Annotated in this window: 12 protein-coding genes; 4 read left to right on the top strand and 8 right to left on the bottom strand. The window is 72.0% G+C overall.

Annotated features, from left to right (window positions below; genetic code table 11):
* Window positions 1-9 precede the first annotated feature (9 nt).
* On the top strand, window positions 10-801 hold the full coding sequence (locus AFR_RS22935; protein ID WP_023363321.1) for an SAM-dependent methyltransferase: 792 nt from the start codon (window positions 10-12) through the stop codon (window positions 799-801).
* Here the strand turns inward: AFR_RS22935 and AFR_RS22930 are convergent.
* Window positions 774-3,035, bottom strand: coding sequence for a hypothetical protein (locus AFR_RS22930; protein ID WP_023363319.1), 2,262 nt, complete (start codon window positions 3,033-3,035; stop codon window positions 774-776). The two genes, AFR_RS22935 and AFR_RS22930, sit on opposite strands and share 28 nt — an antisense overlap.
* 52 nt (window positions 3,036-3,087) lie before the next feature.
* Window positions 3,088-5,319: a putative bifunctional diguanylate cyclase/phosphodiesterase gene (locus AFR_RS43815; RefSeq protein WP_023363317.1), complete on the bottom strand. Its 2,232-nt coding sequence runs from the start codon at window positions 5,317-5,319 to the stop codon at window positions 3,088-3,090.
* A 72-nt stretch (window positions 5,320-5,391) separates the two neighbouring features.
* Here AFR_RS43815 and AFR_RS22920 point away from each other — a divergent pair, with 72 nt between their 5' ends.
* On the top strand, window positions 5,392-6,996 hold the full coding sequence (locus AFR_RS22920; RefSeq protein WP_052359434.1) for a methyl-accepting chemotaxis protein: 1,605 nt from the start codon (window positions 5,392-5,394) through the stop codon (window positions 6,994-6,996).
* A gap of 67 nt (window positions 6,997-7,063) precedes the next feature.
* Here the strand turns inward: AFR_RS22920 and AFR_RS22915 are convergent, their stop codons facing one another.
* From AFR_RS22915 to AFR_RS22895, 5 genes are all read right to left on the bottom strand, one after another.
* Complete coding sequence (locus AFR_RS22915) at window positions 7,064-7,975, bottom strand: endonuclease/exonuclease/phosphatase family protein (protein ID WP_023363313.1); 912 nt, start codon at window positions 7,973-7,975, stop codon at window positions 7,064-7,066.
* A 65-nt stretch (window positions 7,976-8,040) separates the two neighbouring features.
* Window positions 8,041-8,979, bottom strand: a complete 939-nt coding sequence (locus AFR_RS22910; RefSeq protein WP_023363312.1) for a cation diffusion facilitator family transporter — start codon at window positions 8,977-8,979, stop codon at window positions 8,041-8,043.
* 69 nt (window positions 8,980-9,048) lie between these two features.
* Window positions 9,049-9,651: a class I SAM-dependent methyltransferase gene (locus AFR_RS22905; protein WP_023363310.1), complete on the bottom strand. Its 603-nt coding sequence runs from the start codon at window positions 9,649-9,651 to the stop codon at window positions 9,049-9,051.
* A complete protein-coding gene (locus tag AFR_RS22900; RefSeq protein WP_023363308.1) occupies window positions 9,648-10,811 on the bottom strand; it encodes a molybdopterin molybdotransferase MoeA in 1,164 nt (387 codons plus the stop codon). Before AFR_RS22900 ends, AFR_RS22905 begins: the two co-directional genes overlap by 4 nt.
* Window positions 10,812-10,827: 16 nt before the next feature.
* Entirely contained in the window at window positions 10,828-11,751 is a 924-nt protein-coding gene (locus tag AFR_RS22895) for a MerR family transcriptional regulator (RefSeq protein ID WP_023363306.1), read from the bottom strand.
* 117 nt (window positions 11,752-11,868) lie between these two features.
* On the opposite strand from AFR_RS22895, the gene eno reads away from it, so the two are divergent.
* Together eno and AFR_RS22885 are read left to right on the top strand one after the other, a co-directional pair.
* Window positions 11,869-13,128, top strand: coding sequence for a phosphopyruvate hydratase (gene eno, locus AFR_RS22890; protein WP_023363304.1), 1,260 nt, complete (start codon window positions 11,869-11,871; stop codon window positions 13,126-13,128).
* Window positions 13,129-13,213: 85 nt separating this feature from the next.
* A complete protein-coding gene (locus tag AFR_RS22885) occupies window positions 13,214-13,684 on the top strand; it encodes a hypothetical protein (RefSeq protein ID WP_023363302.1) in 471 nt (156 codons plus the stop codon).
* A 955-nt stretch (window positions 13,685-14,639) separates the two neighbouring features.
* On the opposite strand, the gene AFR_RS22880 is transcribed toward AFR_RS22885, so the two are convergent.
* Window positions 14,640-15,953, bottom strand: coding sequence for a UDP-glucose dehydrogenase family protein (locus AFR_RS22880; protein WP_023363300.1), 1,314 nt, complete (start codon window positions 15,951-15,953; stop codon window positions 14,640-14,642).
* Between the last annotated feature and the right edge of the window lie 9 nt (window positions 15,954-15,962).

Genomic DNA, 15,962 nt, shown 5'->3' with positions numbered 1-15,962 from the left:
GCTGACGACGTGGCCGAACCTCTGGATACCGGGCGTCCCCACCCCGCGCGCGTCTACGACGTGCTGCTCGGTGGCAAGGACAACTTCGCCGCCGACCGTGCCGCCGCGGCCGAAGGCCTCAAGGTCAACCCGAACGCCGCCACGGCACCCCTGCAGAACCGTGCTTTTCTTCAGCGGGCCGTGCGTTTCCTGGCCGGTGAGGCCGGCGTCCGGCAGTTCCTCGACATCGGTACGGGCCTGCCCACCTCACCCAACGTCCACGAGGTCGCGCAGGCGATCGACCCCACGGCCCGCATCGTGTACGCGGACAACGACCCGATCGTCCTCACCCACGCCCGCGCCCTGCTGACCAGCAGCCCCGAGGGCCGGACGGCCTACGTGGACGCCAGCCTCCAGGACGTCGACGGGATCCTGAAGGCACCGGAGCTCCGCGAGACCCTCGACCTCGACGAGCCCGTGGCGGTGCTGCTGCTCGCGATCCTGCACTTCCTCGACGACGACGCCGACCCGTGGTCGATCGTCGACCGGCTGATGGCCGGTCTGCCCAGCGGGAGCTGGCTGGTGCTGTCGCACATCACCGACGACCACGACCCGGAGTCGTGGGCCCGCTTCGCCGCGATCATGCGCCGCCAGGGCATCACCACCCGCTTGCGCGGCCACGACGACGTTGCTCGCTTCTTCACCGGTCTGGAGCTCGTCGAGCCGGGCGTCGTGCCGATCCTGCGCTGGCGCCCCGACCACGAGGAGACCCTCACCGACGCCCAGGTCGCGCTCTACGGCGGTGTGGCCAGCAAACCATAGGGCACCTGGCTCAGCCGCAGCTCCTTGACCTCTTCCACCGCCGCGGCCCACTCGGGGGCGTCGGTGTAACCCGAGTGGCCCAGGGTCGGCGGGTACGAGATGTCGCCGGCGGCGCGGCCGAAGACCGGGTCCACCAAGGGTCGATCGACGCAGTCGGCGCCGAGGACCGGACCGCCGATCGGGTCGCTCGGGCGGTAGAGGTTGCGCCACGGCCACCGGGCCACCGGGAGGTCCGTACCGTGGACGAGGAACGAGCCCGTGCGGCGCAGCTGGGCCGGGCCGAAGTACGCCGGGAAGAACGGCGCGTACAGCCGGTCCAGCGGGGCGCCGTAGGTCAGCAGCGCGACGGAGCTGCTCTGTTCGTACGTCAGCTGCATGATCACCGCGGCGCCCAGCACCGTGCCCTGGGAGTGGCAGGAGAGCAGCACGTTGGCGGTGCCGTCCCGGCGCAGGTGGTCGATGCGGTTGACGAGCTCGGGGACCGCCCGCTCGGCGTAACAGGGCGGCGCCAGGGGATGGGCGGCCCGTGGCCAGAAGGTGCCCAGGTCCCAGATGATGCCGACGAGCCTCCGGGTGTTGGCATTCCGGAAGGTCTGCCGCCCGAGGTAGAGCAGCCCGGCGGCGAACAGGCCGATGAGCCAGTCGCCGACGTTGGCCATGCCCGCCAGCACCGGGGTGTCGGTGACCGCGGTCTGCTCGGCCGCGTAGCCGATGCAGGCCGCCACGATCAGGACCACGGTGAGGGCGACGAACCGCCCGGCCACCTGGCGCAGAGTTTTGTCGGCGGTGGCCAGGGCCCACTGCTTCGCGATCGCTCTGGCGCGTACGGGATCGGTGTTGCCGGGGTAGGTGATGTTGACCTTGGTGAGCATGGCGCCGCGGGCGAGCCGGCGCAGCGACCAGTATCCGTAGAGGCCGACGATCACGGCTGCCGCGGCGACGACGAGCGCGAGGGCGGCCGCCCAGAAGTAGGGCATCGGCGTGACGAGGGGATCGATGCCCCGGTCGCGCGGCATCGGCTTGCCGAGCAGGTGGGCGACGGCCAGCACCATCGCCGCCGCGTAGGCGCCCGACAGCGCCGACCCGAAGAGCATCAGGATCGCGGTGGCATATCCGAACCAGGCTGCGCCCTTGTTGTGGCGGCGGACGGCGGTGAGCAGGACCACCATGATGATCAGCAGCACGATCTGGACGGTGATGCCGATGTGGACCGCCGCCGACAACCACGGCAGTGACGTGCGGGGTGCACCGGGTGAGCCCGTCGGCACCGGCTTCGCGAACCACATCCAGGCGAGCGAGACCGCGACCAGGCCGAGGGTCAGCCACGGCAGTGAGGCGATGAACCGTGTGGAGGCCCCGCCGTCGTCCTCGGTGCCGGTGTCCGGCCGGTCGGACATGCTCGGCAGGCAGACCAGGACCAGGCTCAGCAGTCCGGTCGCCAGCAGAACGCCCATCAGGCTTCCGGACAGCAGCGTCGGCCGGTCCCGGGTGAAGGGCGCCAGGGCCAGGATCCCGACGAGGGCCAGCGCGGCCGTGACGTGCACGGCCCGCAGCCGGCGTACGGGCCGGGCACTGTTCCACATGCGGCGGTTCTCGAGAGGTGAGTGCTGGCCGTTGTCCGCGTCGACGGCCTCGACCGGGGTGACCTCGTTGGCGCACCACGTCTTGTTGGCGAGCCACCACAGCAGGGCGACGACGGCGATCGGCACGAGCGCGGTCAGCGCGATCCGCCGCCCCGGTGTGTCCAGCCACGGCCAGGAGAGGAAACCCGCCCAGGCCGAACTGCACGACCCCGCACCGCCGGGCCGGACACACTGCCAGCCGGCGAAGTCCATCGACACGTTCACCGTGGCCAGCACCAGCGTCGCGGTGATGGTGAGCGCGAACAACCGCTGCACCGCCTCGCCGAGCCGCTGCCGGAAGCCCGGACGGTCCGCGGGCCGCGCGTAAAAAGCCACGTTGGCCAGCAGGAACGGGATCAGCAACAACCACAGCGCCCGCAGCTTGCTGCCCGCGGTCAGACCACCCCACGAGTACGCCTCCAGGACGCTCGTGCGGTCGTCGGCGGCGATCGACCGCGCCTGCCACACCCGGCGGTAGAAGCCGCTGGCGGCGTCGCCGGAGACCCTCCGCACCGTGGGGTGCTCGAGCATCGCCTCCGGCGGGGTGCCCGAGACCCCGTGGACGCGCAACTCGGTCCAGTCCGCCGTACCGTGCTCGACCCATCCAGCCATGGCGACGGTTTAGCACGCCTTCGACCGGCGGCGCAGTCACCAAGCCGATGTATCAGACGCCCTGACGTGTTGTCGTCATGAGCTGGTCGAGGTCGGGTCCGGGCAGCGGCCGGGCGTACAGGTAGCCCTGCCCGGTGTCGCAGCCCAGGGTGAGCAGTTCGGCGGCCTGCTCGGCCGTCTCGATGCCCTCGGCCACCGTGGTCAGGTTCAGGACCTGGCTGAGCCGGATGACAGCCTCGGTGATCGCGGACCCGGCGGGAGTGCCGTTGAGCTCGCCGACAAAGCTGCGGTCGATCTTGAGGATGTCGACGGGCAGCCGCGTCAGGTACTGCAGGGAGCTGTACCCGGTGCCGAAGTCGTCGATGGCGACGCGGATGCCGTGCTCCCGCAACGCGCGCAGGGCAGCGATGCCGGTCTTCTCGTCGACGATCGCGGACTCGGTGACCTCGAGGACGAGTGATTGCGGCGGCACACCCGTGCGGCCGAGGACGGCCAGGATGTCGTGCACGATCGTGGGCTCGCTCAGCTGTCGCGGCGAGAGGTTGACGCTGATGTAGAGCGGCTGCCGCCAGGCTTTGAGCTGCAGCAGCGCCTGTTCGAGAACGAACAGCCCGATCTCGGTGATGATCCCGGAGCGTTCGGCGATGGGGATGAACCGCACCGGGGAGACGATGCCGCGGGTCGGGTGCTGCCACCGGACCAGGGCCTCGGCGCCGATCGGCCGGCCGCTGGTCAGATCGACCATGGGCTGGAAGAGGACGTGGAGCTCGCCGCGGTCGAGGGCCAGCGCGAGGTCGTCGGAGAGGGCGGCGTCCTCGGCGCGCCGGTCGGTCATCGACGGGTCGTGCAGCGTCCAGGCGTGGGTCCCGGCCCGCTTGGCCTGGTACATCGCCACGTCGGCGCGGCGCAGCAGGTCCTTGGTCGAGTCCTCACCGGTCCCGATCGCCACACCGATGCTCGCCCGGATCGGCAGGACGTCCTCGCCGAGCCGGACGGGGTTCGCCGCCGCAGCGGCCAGGATCCGTTGGGCGGCGGCGGTGGCGTGCTCGGGTGTGGTGATGTCGGTGAGCAGCACCGCGAACTCGTCACCACCGATGCGGGCGGGCACGTCGCCGGTGCGAACGGTCGACCGCATCTGATGGGCGAACTCGACCAGCACCGTGTCACCGGCGGCGTGCCCGTACGCGTCGTTGACCAGCTTGAAGCCGTCGAGGTCGATGAGCAGGACCGCGACGTGCTCCCGGCGCTTGACCGCCTGGGTGATGGCGTTGTCGAGGCCGGTGCGGTTCGCCAGCCCGGTCAGCATGTCGGAGACCACGAGGTCACGGCTGTCGCGGAGCGAGATCACCTGGCGCAGCATGACGGCCGCGGCCATCACGATCAGGCCGATGACCAGACCACCCCAGGGCATCATGTCGTCCTCGCGCACGGTGACGACGAGCATCAGGGTCCCGCCCAGCCCGAGCGCGAGGGCGGGGAGCCGCGCCGACCACTTCGGCTGCTCCGACAGGCGGCTGCGAACCCCGGGCGCCTGAGGTCCGGAGGCCAGCAGCATCGGCGAGAGGGTCAGCAGCAGACAGGCGAGGACCATGAGCAGGCAGGCGAGCGCAGAGTCGGCCGGCTCGGCGCCGTGCACGCTGATCGACGACCACGCCGAGTCCGCGACGAGATAGAGCGCCATGCCCATCACCAGGGGTGCGACGGGATGCCGGAGGTGGGGGACCGCGCCGCCCAGCAGCAGGGTGCTCGCGGCGATCAGCAGCAGCAGGTCGCCGGCGGCAAAACCGATCGTCGAGACCCACAGGTGGCTCGGCTCACCGCTCAGGAACATGGGATTGAGCACGAAATACCAGACCAGCATGAACCCGCCGGCCAGCACGGTGAGGATCTCGGCCAGGAACGCGTGCCGGCGCCGGCCGCGTAGCTCCATGATCCGGCTGGAGAAGGCCCCGGCCGCCAGCAGGACGAACATCAGCAGGCGGCTGAACGTGCCCACCCACCACCAGACCTCGTCCCCGGTCGCCCCGCTCACCATCAGCGTCACCGTGGTGACCACCGCGGCGCTGCGGGCGACCCCCGCGCACTGCCACGCGAGCGGGTACGGGCTGCGCCGCGCCGCCCGGAAGCTGTAGACGGCGCCGAGCAGGTCGAGCAGGGGCACCGAGGCCGCGAGGATCCACGGCCGGGCGGACGCGTCGAGGACGCTCACGACCTGCCCGAGCAGGGTGAGCGTGACGACCGCCAGAACGGCCGGCGAGAGTCCTCGCCAGGTGAGAGTCCGCACGTCCGTACATCGGTCCCGCCACCATCGGTCTGAAGCATTCCGGACGTTTTGCGGGTCGCCTGGTGGTTTCCTATGGGAGTGGCGGACCCCGGCGTGCTCCGAGTGCTGACCGACCGGCGGGTCGGCACCAAGATCATGATCGCGGTGGCCGTCATCGCCACCTTCAGCGTCGCCGACGGCCTCTACGCCCTCACCAGCCTCGACAGGACCAACGACCAGGTCAAGACGGTGTACGGGCACAGCCTCGAGCTCAACACCATAGGAGAACTGCGCAGTGCGGTGAACCGGACCTGGCTGGCCGCCGACGACTACCTCCTGGCCGCGACCGACGCCGAACGCGCGAGTGCCGCGACCGCGCTGAAGACCGCCGAGGACCAGGTCGCGCAGACCACCGCCCAATACCGGACGTTCCCGATCGGCGCCGGCGAGACGGCCGCGATCACGTCCTTCCAGACGAAGTGGGCCGGATATCTGAGCTTCGTCCAGGACCGGCTGCTGCCCGCCGCCGGGGACACCCAGCGGCTCAACGCCGTGCGCTCCGGCGAACAGGCCACCCAGCTGACCGCCCTGCGCGCCGACATGTCCACCCTCTCCGAGGAGACCGTCGCGTCGGCCGCAGCGCAGGAGGCGTCCGCCGAGACCCTCTACCACTCCACACGTCTGTGGGTGCTCGGGGTGCTGCTCGTCAGTGCCGTCATCGGCCTGGTCGTGGCGGCGGGGATCGCCCGGCTCATCGTGGGGCCGCTGGCGCGCTGTGTGCGTACCCTGACCTCGATCGGGGAGGGTGACCTGACCGCGCGGGTGGAGGTCACCGGGCGCGACGAGATCGCCCAGCTCGCCGGGACGCTCAACCACACCGCGCAGGCCATGGCCGACCTCGTCGGCAAGGTCACCGGCAGCTCCCACACCCTCGCGTCGGCCTCCGAGCAGCTCTCCGCGGTGTCGCTCCAGCTCTCCGCCTCCGCCGAGGAAACGTCCGTGCAGGTCACCACGGTGTCGGAGTCGGCCGGACAGGTCTCGCACAGCGTGCAGGCCGTCGCGGCCGGCGCCGAGGAGATGGGCCTGTCGATCCGGGAGATCGCCGACAACGCCGGTGAGGCGGCCGGTGTCGCCGCGGGCGCCGCCCGCACCGCCGAGGCGACGAACACCAGCGTGGCCCGCCTGGGCAAGGCCTCCACCCAGATCGGCGACGTCATCAAGCTGATCACCGCCATCGCCCAGCAGACGAACCTGCTCGCCCTGAACGCCACCATCGAGGCCGCCCGCGCGGGCGAGATGGGCAAGGGTTTTGCCGTCGTCGCCAGCGAGGTCAAGGACCTGGCCCAGGAGACCGCCAAGGCGACCGAGGACATCTCCGCCCAGGTCGCGGCCATCCAGGCCGAGAGCAACGGCGCGGTCGAGGCGATCCGGGAGATCGCCCAGGTCATCGCCACGATCAACGACTACACGACGACCATCGCCTCCGCCGTGGAGGAGCAGACCGCGACCACCAGCGAGATCGCCCGCAGCGTCGGGCACGCGGCCGAGGGCTCGAGCAGCATCGCCGAGACGATCTCCGGGGTCGCGCAGGCCGCCCAGCAGGTCACCAGCGGCGCGACCGAGACCCAGCAGACCGCCGCCGAGCTGGCCCGCATGGCCGCCGAACTGAGCACGACCGTCTCGGCCTACCGCGTCTGATCCCGGCCGCCGCCGACGTGCCGCCGGGGCCTTGACCTGGTCTTCCGCTGACCGGCGCGGGCGAGTCTCAGGCGGTGTCGAGCTCGGCCACGACAGCGCGGTGGTCGCTGCCCGGGGCGCGGAGCACCCAGGAGCGCTGGGTCGACATGCCGCGCTGAAGGATGTGGTCCGGGCGGAGCACCGGCAGGTCGGACGGCCAGGTGAAGCCGAAGCCGGCCCCGGCCTCCTGCTGGGTGTCGCGCAGCGGTGCGAAGGTGTCGAACTGCCGGTCGGTCGTCGTGGTGTTCAGATCTCCCGCGACCAGGACACGGGGGCTCTCGTCGGCGGCCACGGCGGCGGCCAGGGCGGCGATCGTCTGGTCGCGTTCGGCGGTCGCGGCGGGCCGGGCCGAGGCCAGGTGGGCGGCGTAGACGCGGACCGGGCCGTCCGGGGTGGGCACGGTCGCCCGCAGCGCCCGCGTCCAGCCGATGCCGATGTCGACCGGACCGGTCTCGGACAGCGGCAGGGTGCTCCACAGACCGACCGTGCCCGTCACCTCGTGATAGGCCCAGTCGCCGTCGAGCTCCCGCTGCGCCGCGGCGAGGTTCCTGTCGGTGAGCTCCTGGAGGATCAGGACGTCGGGTCCGGCGGCGACCACCGCGCGCAGCGCCAGCTCCGGGCTCGCATTCGCGGCGCCCAGGTTGAGCGTGGCCACCCGCAGGTCGTGATGGTCGGCGGACGAGCGCGGGACCAGCACCGGCCCGAACATCGCGGCCCAGAACACCGCGGGCAGCAGACAGACGACAAAGGTGCGTGTCGACCGGCGCAGGGCGGCGACACCGAGCAGAGCCGGCACGAGCAGGCCCAGCCACGGCAGCCCGCTGTCGAGCGCCGTCCCGGCGGCGCCGGGCACCAGCCGGTGCAGCGCCAGGACACCCGACAGTCCGACCGCGGCGACAGCGATGAGCGCACTGCCCTTACGCCACCGCCCGATCACCATCAGACCAGCCTAGGGGGCGCCGCCGAAGCCCACGGCGACTCCACGACGAGGTCCAGCTTTCGGGCTCAGCTGTGCGCGTGTTCGGGGTCGGGGTGGATGAGAGCGGTGGTGAGGCGGGGGACAGCGTGGCTCAGGCGGTGCTCGGCGTCGACGGCGATCGCGTGCGCCGCGGCGAGGGACAGGTCCGCACCGACCGTGATCTCTGTTTCGGCGTGCAGGCGGTGACCGATCCAGCGCAGCCGGACCGTGCCGACCCCGAGCACACCGGGTGTGTCCCGCAGGCAGGTCTCGGCCCGGTCCACCAGGGCCGGGTCGACCGCGTCCATCAGCCGGCGGTAGATCTCGCGGGCCGCGTCCTTGAGGACGAGCACGATCGCCACGGTGATCAGCAGGCCGACGACCGGGTCGGCCCAGCGCCAGCCCAGTGCCGCCCCGCCGGCGCCGAGCAGCACGGCCAGAGAGGTGAAGCCGTCCGTACGGGCGTGCAGACCGTCGGCGACCAGGGCCGCGGAGCCGATGCGCCGGCCGACCGAGATCCGGTACCGGGCTACGAGCTCGTTGCCCGCGAATCCGGCCACTCCGGCCAGTGCGACGTACCCGATGTGGGTCATGTCCTGGGGGTCCAGGAGGCGGCGGACCGCCTCGTACCCGGAGAACACCGCCGAGGCCGCGATGGTCAGGACGATCACGATGCCGGCGAGGTCCTCGGCGCGTCCGAATCCGTACGTGTACCGCCGGGTCGCCGCGCGCCGCCCCAGCAGGAACGCGACGCCGAGCGGGACCGCCGTGAGCGCGTCCGCGACGTTGTGGAGGGTGTCGCCGAGCAGGGCCACCGAGCCGGAGGAGGCCACCACGACGGCCTGCACGGCGGCGGTCGCCCCGAGCACCGCCAGTGAGATCCACAGTGCCCGCAGACCGGCGCGCGACGACTCCAGTGCGGTGTCCACCTTGCCGGCGGAGTCGTGCGAGTGCGGGGTGAGCGCGTGGCGCAGGCGGTGGCTCATACCCGGGACAGTAGGCGCTGACCCGCCTGCGCGACAACGCCGCAAAAGCCCGTGACCTGCAACAACAACCTACTGGCGGGCCGCGATCGCGAGGAAGCGGTCGTCCGCGTCGGCGTACCGGGTCAGGGCCCAGCCGGTCCGGCCGGCCGCCTCCCGCAGGGGTTGTTCGGCCAGGGGCTCGTCGGGGCGCAGGGTGTGGCCGTGGCGGGCGGCGAGGGCGGCCCGGCCGATCGGGTGGAACAGCACGAGGGTGCCGCCGGTCCGGGTAACGCGGGCGAGCTCGCGCAGCCCGCCGTCCGTGTCGGGCAGGTGGGTGAGGAGGCCGGCCGCGAAGACGGCGTCGAGGCGCCCGCCGGCGATCGGCAGGCTCAGGGCGTCGGCCTCGACCAGGTGGGCGCCGTGCTCGCGAGCGCGGGGTGCGGCCACCGCGAGCATCTGCGGTGTGAGGTCGAGCCCGAGCACAACGCCGTCCGGCCCGGCCGCCGCTCGCAGCGCCGGAAGGGCACGCCCGGTGCCGCAGCCCACGTCGGCGACCACCGCGCCGGCGCGCAGCCCCGCTTCGGCAACCGCCGCGGCATAGGCCGGCAGGTCGCTGCCGAACTTGGTGTCCCAGGTGGCCGCCCGGGCCGCGAAGAACTCCTGCGATTCGCTGCGGGACCGCTGCCGGCTCACGAGTTCAGCCCGTTCAGGGGGATCAGGTCGGCCGGGATGCCGGTGGTCCAGCCGTCCTCCAGCACCGCGAGGGCGTCGGCGAGGGCTGCGCCCCGCAGGCTGGCGGGACGTCCGCCGGGCACGACCAGCGCGTGGTCGCCGGCCAGCCGTACCGGGACGAGCCGGGTGACACCCGGGGCCGGGCGCAGGTCGCCGGTGACCGGGAGCCGGATCAGATCGGGGGCGGCCCGCCCGCTCAGACCGTGGAGCAGTGGCCCGAGCACGGTCACGCAGGCGACCAGACCCGCGAACGGGTTGCCCGGCAGCCCCACGACCCAGCGCGTACCCGGCAGCTCGGCCAGCAACTGCGGGCGTCCCGGGCGGCACGCGACCTGGTCCACGAGCCGGCGCGCGCCGATGCCGTTCAGGACACCGTGCAGGTGGTCCGCGGCGCCCGCCGACGACGAGCCCGTCACCACGACCACGTCCGCGTCGGCCGTGGTGAGGGCGGCGGCCAGGAGCTCGGGCTCGTCGCCGATCAGCACCGCGTCGGTGACGACCCCACCGGCCGCGGCCACCAGCGCCGACACCATCGGCGTGAACACGTCACGGACCTGTCCGGGCCCCGGCACCCCGGCCGTGACCAGCTCATCACCCGTGACGACCAGCCGTACCGTGGGCCGGCCGTGGACCGTCACGGAGTCCGCCCCGGCCTGGGCGAGCAGCCCGGCCACCGCCGGCGTCACCAGCCGCCCGGCGGGCAGCAGCTCGTCACCCGCCCGGGCATCCTCGCCGGCCCGGCGGATGTGCGCCTTCGGCCCCGGGCCCGCAGCGTTCAGGTCGGCGGTCTCGTACGGCAGCACGGCGACAGTTCCCGCAGGCACGACCGCACCCGTCATGATCTCGACCGCCTCACCGGCGCCGAGCGGCGCGGGCCACACCGGGCCGCCCGCGTACACCTGGCCGAGCACCCGCCAGGGCCCGCGGCCGGCCACGGCGTAACCGTCCATCGCCGAGGCGTCGAAGCCGGGCAGATCGCCGCGGGCCAGGACCGGTGCGGCGAGCACCCGGCCGGTGGCCTCGCTCGACGGGACCACCGAGGGCGGCAGGGGAGTGGCGGCGCCGGTCGCGATCTTCACGGCGGTACGCCACGGAACGGGGCTGTGGTCGATGGAGGGCATCGCTGTGAGTGTCACATCAGCGGCCCGTCCCGGCACGGTCGAGGGCGAAGTGTGCGCGCCGGGTCAGCCAGCGCAGCACCTGCCGGGGGTGCGAGGCGGGCTCGGCGATCGGGTGGAACACGTGCTCGATCACGTCGTCGGCCGCCACCAGCGTCAGGCGTTCGTAGAGCGTCATGTCACCCGCGGTGAACGTCGGCAGCCCCGGATCCTCGGCCAGCGTCAGCCGGGGATCGGGGATCAGCGGGTACGGCAGCCGGAGCCGGTGCACGAGCTCGCGCTGGTACCCCGACGACTGCGCGGACAGGCCGTAGACGCGGGCCGCTCCGGCGCGCCGCAGCTCGGCGTGGTGGTCGCGGAACCACGCCGCCTGCTCGGTGCCACCGCGGGCGCCGGGGATCTCCAGCAGGCCGTTGGGCAGGTCGACGCCGGGGCGGCCCGTCAGGGGGTACACGAAGATGATGCTGCGACCCGGACCCAGGGCACTCAGCTCGACCGGCCGCCCGTCCGTGCCGTGGAAGCGCAGGGACGGCAGCCGGGTGCCGGTCAGGCCGGCCGGGTCCCTCCCGGTCACCGCGCCGCCGGTCGTGACGCGGCCCGCGGCCGCGTCGAGCCGGGCATCGAGGGCCTCCCGCTGAGCGGTCAGCCTCCCGATGCGTTCCTGCAGGCCCGTGATGGTGCTCCTGTACGTGGCCAGCGCCGCCGCACACACGTCGGCGTCGTCTGCGCCGTCCGCGATCGACTCGACGAACGGGCGGGTCTCCTCGACACTGAGCCCGAGCGCCGTCAGCTCCCGGATCTGCGCGACCAGACGCACCGCGATCGGGTCGTACTCGCGGTACCCGTTGCCGAGCCGCCGGGGCACGACGAGGCCCGCCGTCTCGTAGTAGCGCAGCGCCCGGATCGTCGTCCCGGTCCGCCGCGCCAGTTCCCCCACCCGCATCCCGCGACCCTAAACCCGCACCCCCGGGTACGGGTCAAGGTGTTCATCGTGACCCTTCCCGGGCTGCCGTTCCGTTGCCACGCTGGCCCCGCGAACATCAGCGAACAGGGAGCCGACATGACCGTGATCAGCCGTGTGACGGGCCGCCAGATCCTCGACAGCCGGGGCAACCCGACCGTCGAGGTCGACGTGGAGCTCGAGGACGGATCGCTCGGAAGGGCAGCCGTGCCCTCGGGCGCCTCGACCGGCTCGCACGAAGCGGTCGAACTGCGCGACGGCGACCCGTCCCGCTTCCACGGCAAGGGCGTGCGCCGGGCCGTAGCGGCGGTCAACGGCGAAATCGCCGCGGCCGTGACCGGCCTGCCGGCCGAGGACCAGGCCCGCATCGACCAAACCATGATCGACCTCGACGGTACGCCCGACAAGCGGCGACTCGGCGCCAACGCCATCCTCGGGGTGTCCCTGGCCACGGTGAAGGCGGCGGCGCTCGCACACCGGCAGCCGGTCTACCGCTACGTCGGCGGCGCCGGTGCCCGGGTGCTGCCCGTGCCGATGATGAACATCATCAACGGCGGTGCCCACGCCGACAACCCGCTCGACTTCCAGGAGTTCATGATCGCTCCGGTCGGCGCGGCGAGCCTGTCCGAGGCCGTACGCATGGGCTCGGAGGTCTTCCACACGCTGCGCAAATCCCTGGCCGCCGCCGGGCACAACACCAACGTCGGCGACGAGGGCGGCTTCGCCCCGCACGTCGTCACCGCCGACGAGGCCCTGGAGTTCGTGCTCGGCGCCGTCGAACAGACCGGGTACCGGCCCGGCACCGACATCACCATCTGTCTCGACCCGGCCAGCTCGGAGTTCTACTCGGACGGCGTCTACGACTACGCCGGCGAGGGCCGCAAACGCACGGTCGAGGAACACGTCGACTACCTGCGCGGCCTCCTCGACCGCTATCCGATCTCGTCGATCGAGGACCCGATGGCCGAGGACGACATCGCCGGCTGGCAACACCTGACCCGCCTCGCCGGCGACCGCGTCCAGCTCGTCGGCGACGACGTCTTCTGCACGGACGTCACCCGCCTGCGCGCCGGCATCGAAGGCGGCTACGCCAACGCCATCCTGGTCAAGGTCAACCAGATCGGCACCCTGACCGAGACCCTCACGACGGTCGACGCGGCCCACAAGGCGGGCTACCGCGTGGTCATGTCACACCGATCCGGCGAAACCGAGGACACCACGATCGCCGACCTGGCCGTGGCCGTCGGCTGCGGCCAGATCAAGACGGGCTCCCTGTCACGCTCCGACCGCACAGCGAAATACAACCAGCTCCTGCGCATCGAGGAGGAACTCGGCGACAGCGCCCGCTACGGCAACTGACCCCTCATCCGTTCGCGTGACGCAATGGTCGATCCCGGACATCCCCGCCTAGGGTCGTGGCAGGCGAACGAGAGGGCGTGCGACTGTGGACGACGACGTATTCCCGCGAACTGGTGCGGACGTCGTCCGGCAGGTCCTGGCCGCCCTGGCGCCCGGCGAACTGCCGTACGTCGCTTCGGTCCTGGAGGCGTACCGGGTCGACCCGTGGACCCTCGACGGCCGGGAGGCCGGCATCCCCGCCGACCAGGTGAACGCGTGGGCGCCCTTCGTGCTCGGCTTCGTCGCCGGGACGGTGGTGGCGCCGGCGGAGGAGCCGGTCTTCCCTGCCGGGCGTGGACGGTTGTCGACGCTGGTGCAGCGCTTCTGGCGGCCGCGCTTGGCTGATCTGGCCGGGGTCCCGGACACGCCGGTCCCGGCGCTGGCGGCGGACGAGCTGCGCCGGGTGTGGGCGGCGGCTATCGACGCCGCGACGCTTCGGGGCTGTTCCGCCCGGGACCGCGAGGCGTTCGCGGCTGCTGTGGTGGCCGCGCTGGCCGTGGGCCACCTGCCGAACTGAGACGACGGCCCCGCTCACGCCCAACTTCCTTGAAGTCGGGCCTTCACGGACTGGGGTGGGCCCGACTTCGTTGATGTCGGGCCTTCACGGACTGGGGTGGGCCCGACTTCGTTGATGTCGGGGCTTTGTGGGCTGGGGTGGGCCCGACTTCGTTGATGTTGGGCCTTCGCGAACACGGTCAGGCCCAACTTCCTTGAAGTCGGGCCTTCGCGGCCTGGGGTGGGGCCGACTTCCTTGATGTTGGGCCTTCCCGGCCTGGGTTGGGGCCGACTTCGGTGAAGTTGGGCCTTCCTGGTCCCCGGCCGGCCCGAGCCTCGGCGGGGCCGTGCCTTCGCGGATGCGGTTAGGCCCAACTTCCTTGATGTTGGGCCTTCCCGGCCTGGGTTGGGGCCGACTTCGGTGAAGTTGGGCCTTCCTGGTCCCCGGCCGGCCCGAGCCTCGGCGGGGCCGTGCCTTCGCGGATGCGGTCAGGCCCAACTTCCTTGATGTTGGGCCTTCCCGGCCTGGGTTGGGGCCGACTTCGGTGAAGTTGGGCCTTCCTGGTCCCCGGCCGGCCCGAGCCTCGGCGGGGCCGTGCCTTCGCGGATGCGGTCAGCCCCAACTTCCTTGATGTTGGGCCTTCCCGGCCTGGGTTGGGGCCGACTTCGGTGAAGTTGGGCCTTCCTGGTCCCCGGCCGGCCCGAGCCTCGGCGGGGCCGTGCCTTCGCGGATACGGTCAGCCCCCACTTCCTTGAAGTTGGGCTTTGCGGTCCGGGTTGGGGCCGGCTTCGCCGGTGTTGGGGCTTCGTGGGGCGGGTTCGGCCCGACTTCGGCGATGTTGGGCCGTTGCGATTCCAGCCAGCCCCAACTTCGGTGATGTTGGGGCTTCCTGGGCGCCGGCCCGGCCCCGCCTCGGCGGAGCGGGCACGGCTCAGGCCCAACTTCAACGAAGTTGGGCCTGAGCTGGCGCCGTCGGTCAGGGGCGGCCGAGCGCCTTGTACTCCCAGCCCGCCGCGCGCCACGCGTCGGAGTCGAGGGCGTGCCGCCCGTCGAAGATCCGCTGGGCGCCGACGACCTCGGCCATGGCCTCCGGGGCGATCTCCCGGAACTCGGTCCACTCGGTCAGGAGCACCACCACGTCGGCGTCGCGGGCGACGTCGAGGGCGCTGGTGCCGTAGTTGAGCTCCGGGTGCGCCTTGCGGGCGTTCTCCATCGCCGCCGGGTCGAACACGTGCACGTCCGCGCCCATGCTCGCCAGCGTGCTGGCCACGTCGAGGGCGGGTGCGTCGCGAATGTCGTCGGAGTTCGGCTTGAACGCCGCACCCAGCGCCGCGATCTTCTTACCCGCGACGTCCCCGCCGCACAACTCGACGACGAGGTCGACGGTCCGGGCGCGGCGGCGGCCGTTGATGCCGTCGATCTCGCGCAGGAAGCCGACAGCCTGGCCCACACCGAGCTCTTCGGCTCGGTGTGCGAAAGCGCGGATGTCCTTGGGCAGGCACCCGCCACCGAAGCCGAGCCCGGGGCGCAGGAACTTCCCGCCGATCCGCTCGTCGTAGGCCAGAGCCTCGGCGAGGTCGTGCACGTCGGCGCCGGTGGCCTCACACACCTCGGCCATCGCGTTGATGTAGGAGATTTTGGTGGCCAGGAACGAGTTCGCGGCGACCTTGACCAGTTCGGCGGTCTGCAGGCTGGTGACCTTCACCGGCACGCCCTGGGCCAGGACGGGGGCGAACGCGGCTCGGAGCTGTTCTTCGGACCAGGCGGAGGTGACGCCGAAGACCATCCGGTCGGGCTTCATCGTGTCGTCGACGGCAAAGCCCTCACGCAGGAACTCGGGGTTCCAGGCCAGCTCGACCTGATCCCCGGCCGGTGCGGTCGTACGAATCAGCTCGGCCAGCCGAGCAGCGGTACCCACCGGCACGGTCGACTTACCCACGACCAGCGCCCGGCGGTGCAGGTGCTTGGAGAGCTCGGTGACCGACGCGTCGACGTAGGTCATGTCGGCGGCCTCGGAACCCTTGCGCTGCGGGGTGCCCACGCAGATGAAGTGGACGTCGCCGAATTCGCCGGCTTCCTGGAAAGACGTGGTGAAGCGCAGGCGTCCGCTCTCGAGGGCTTTGGTGAGCAGCTCGGGCAGGCCGGGCTCGAAGAACGGCACCTCGCCGGAGTTGAGGCGCTCGACCTTGGCGGCGTCGACGTCGACACCGATGACGTCGTACCCCATGACGGCCATGCAGATCGCGTGGGTGGCACCCAGGTAGCCGGTGCCGATCACAGTGAGGTTCATCAGAGGATC

Source organism: Amorphoplanes friuliensis DSM 7358, from assembly GCF_000494755.1.
GTDB lineage: Bacteria > Actinomycetota > Actinomycetes > Mycobacteriales > Micromonosporaceae > Actinoplanes > Actinoplanes friuliensis.
This window is presented reverse-complemented; position numbering and strand designations above follow the sequence as displayed.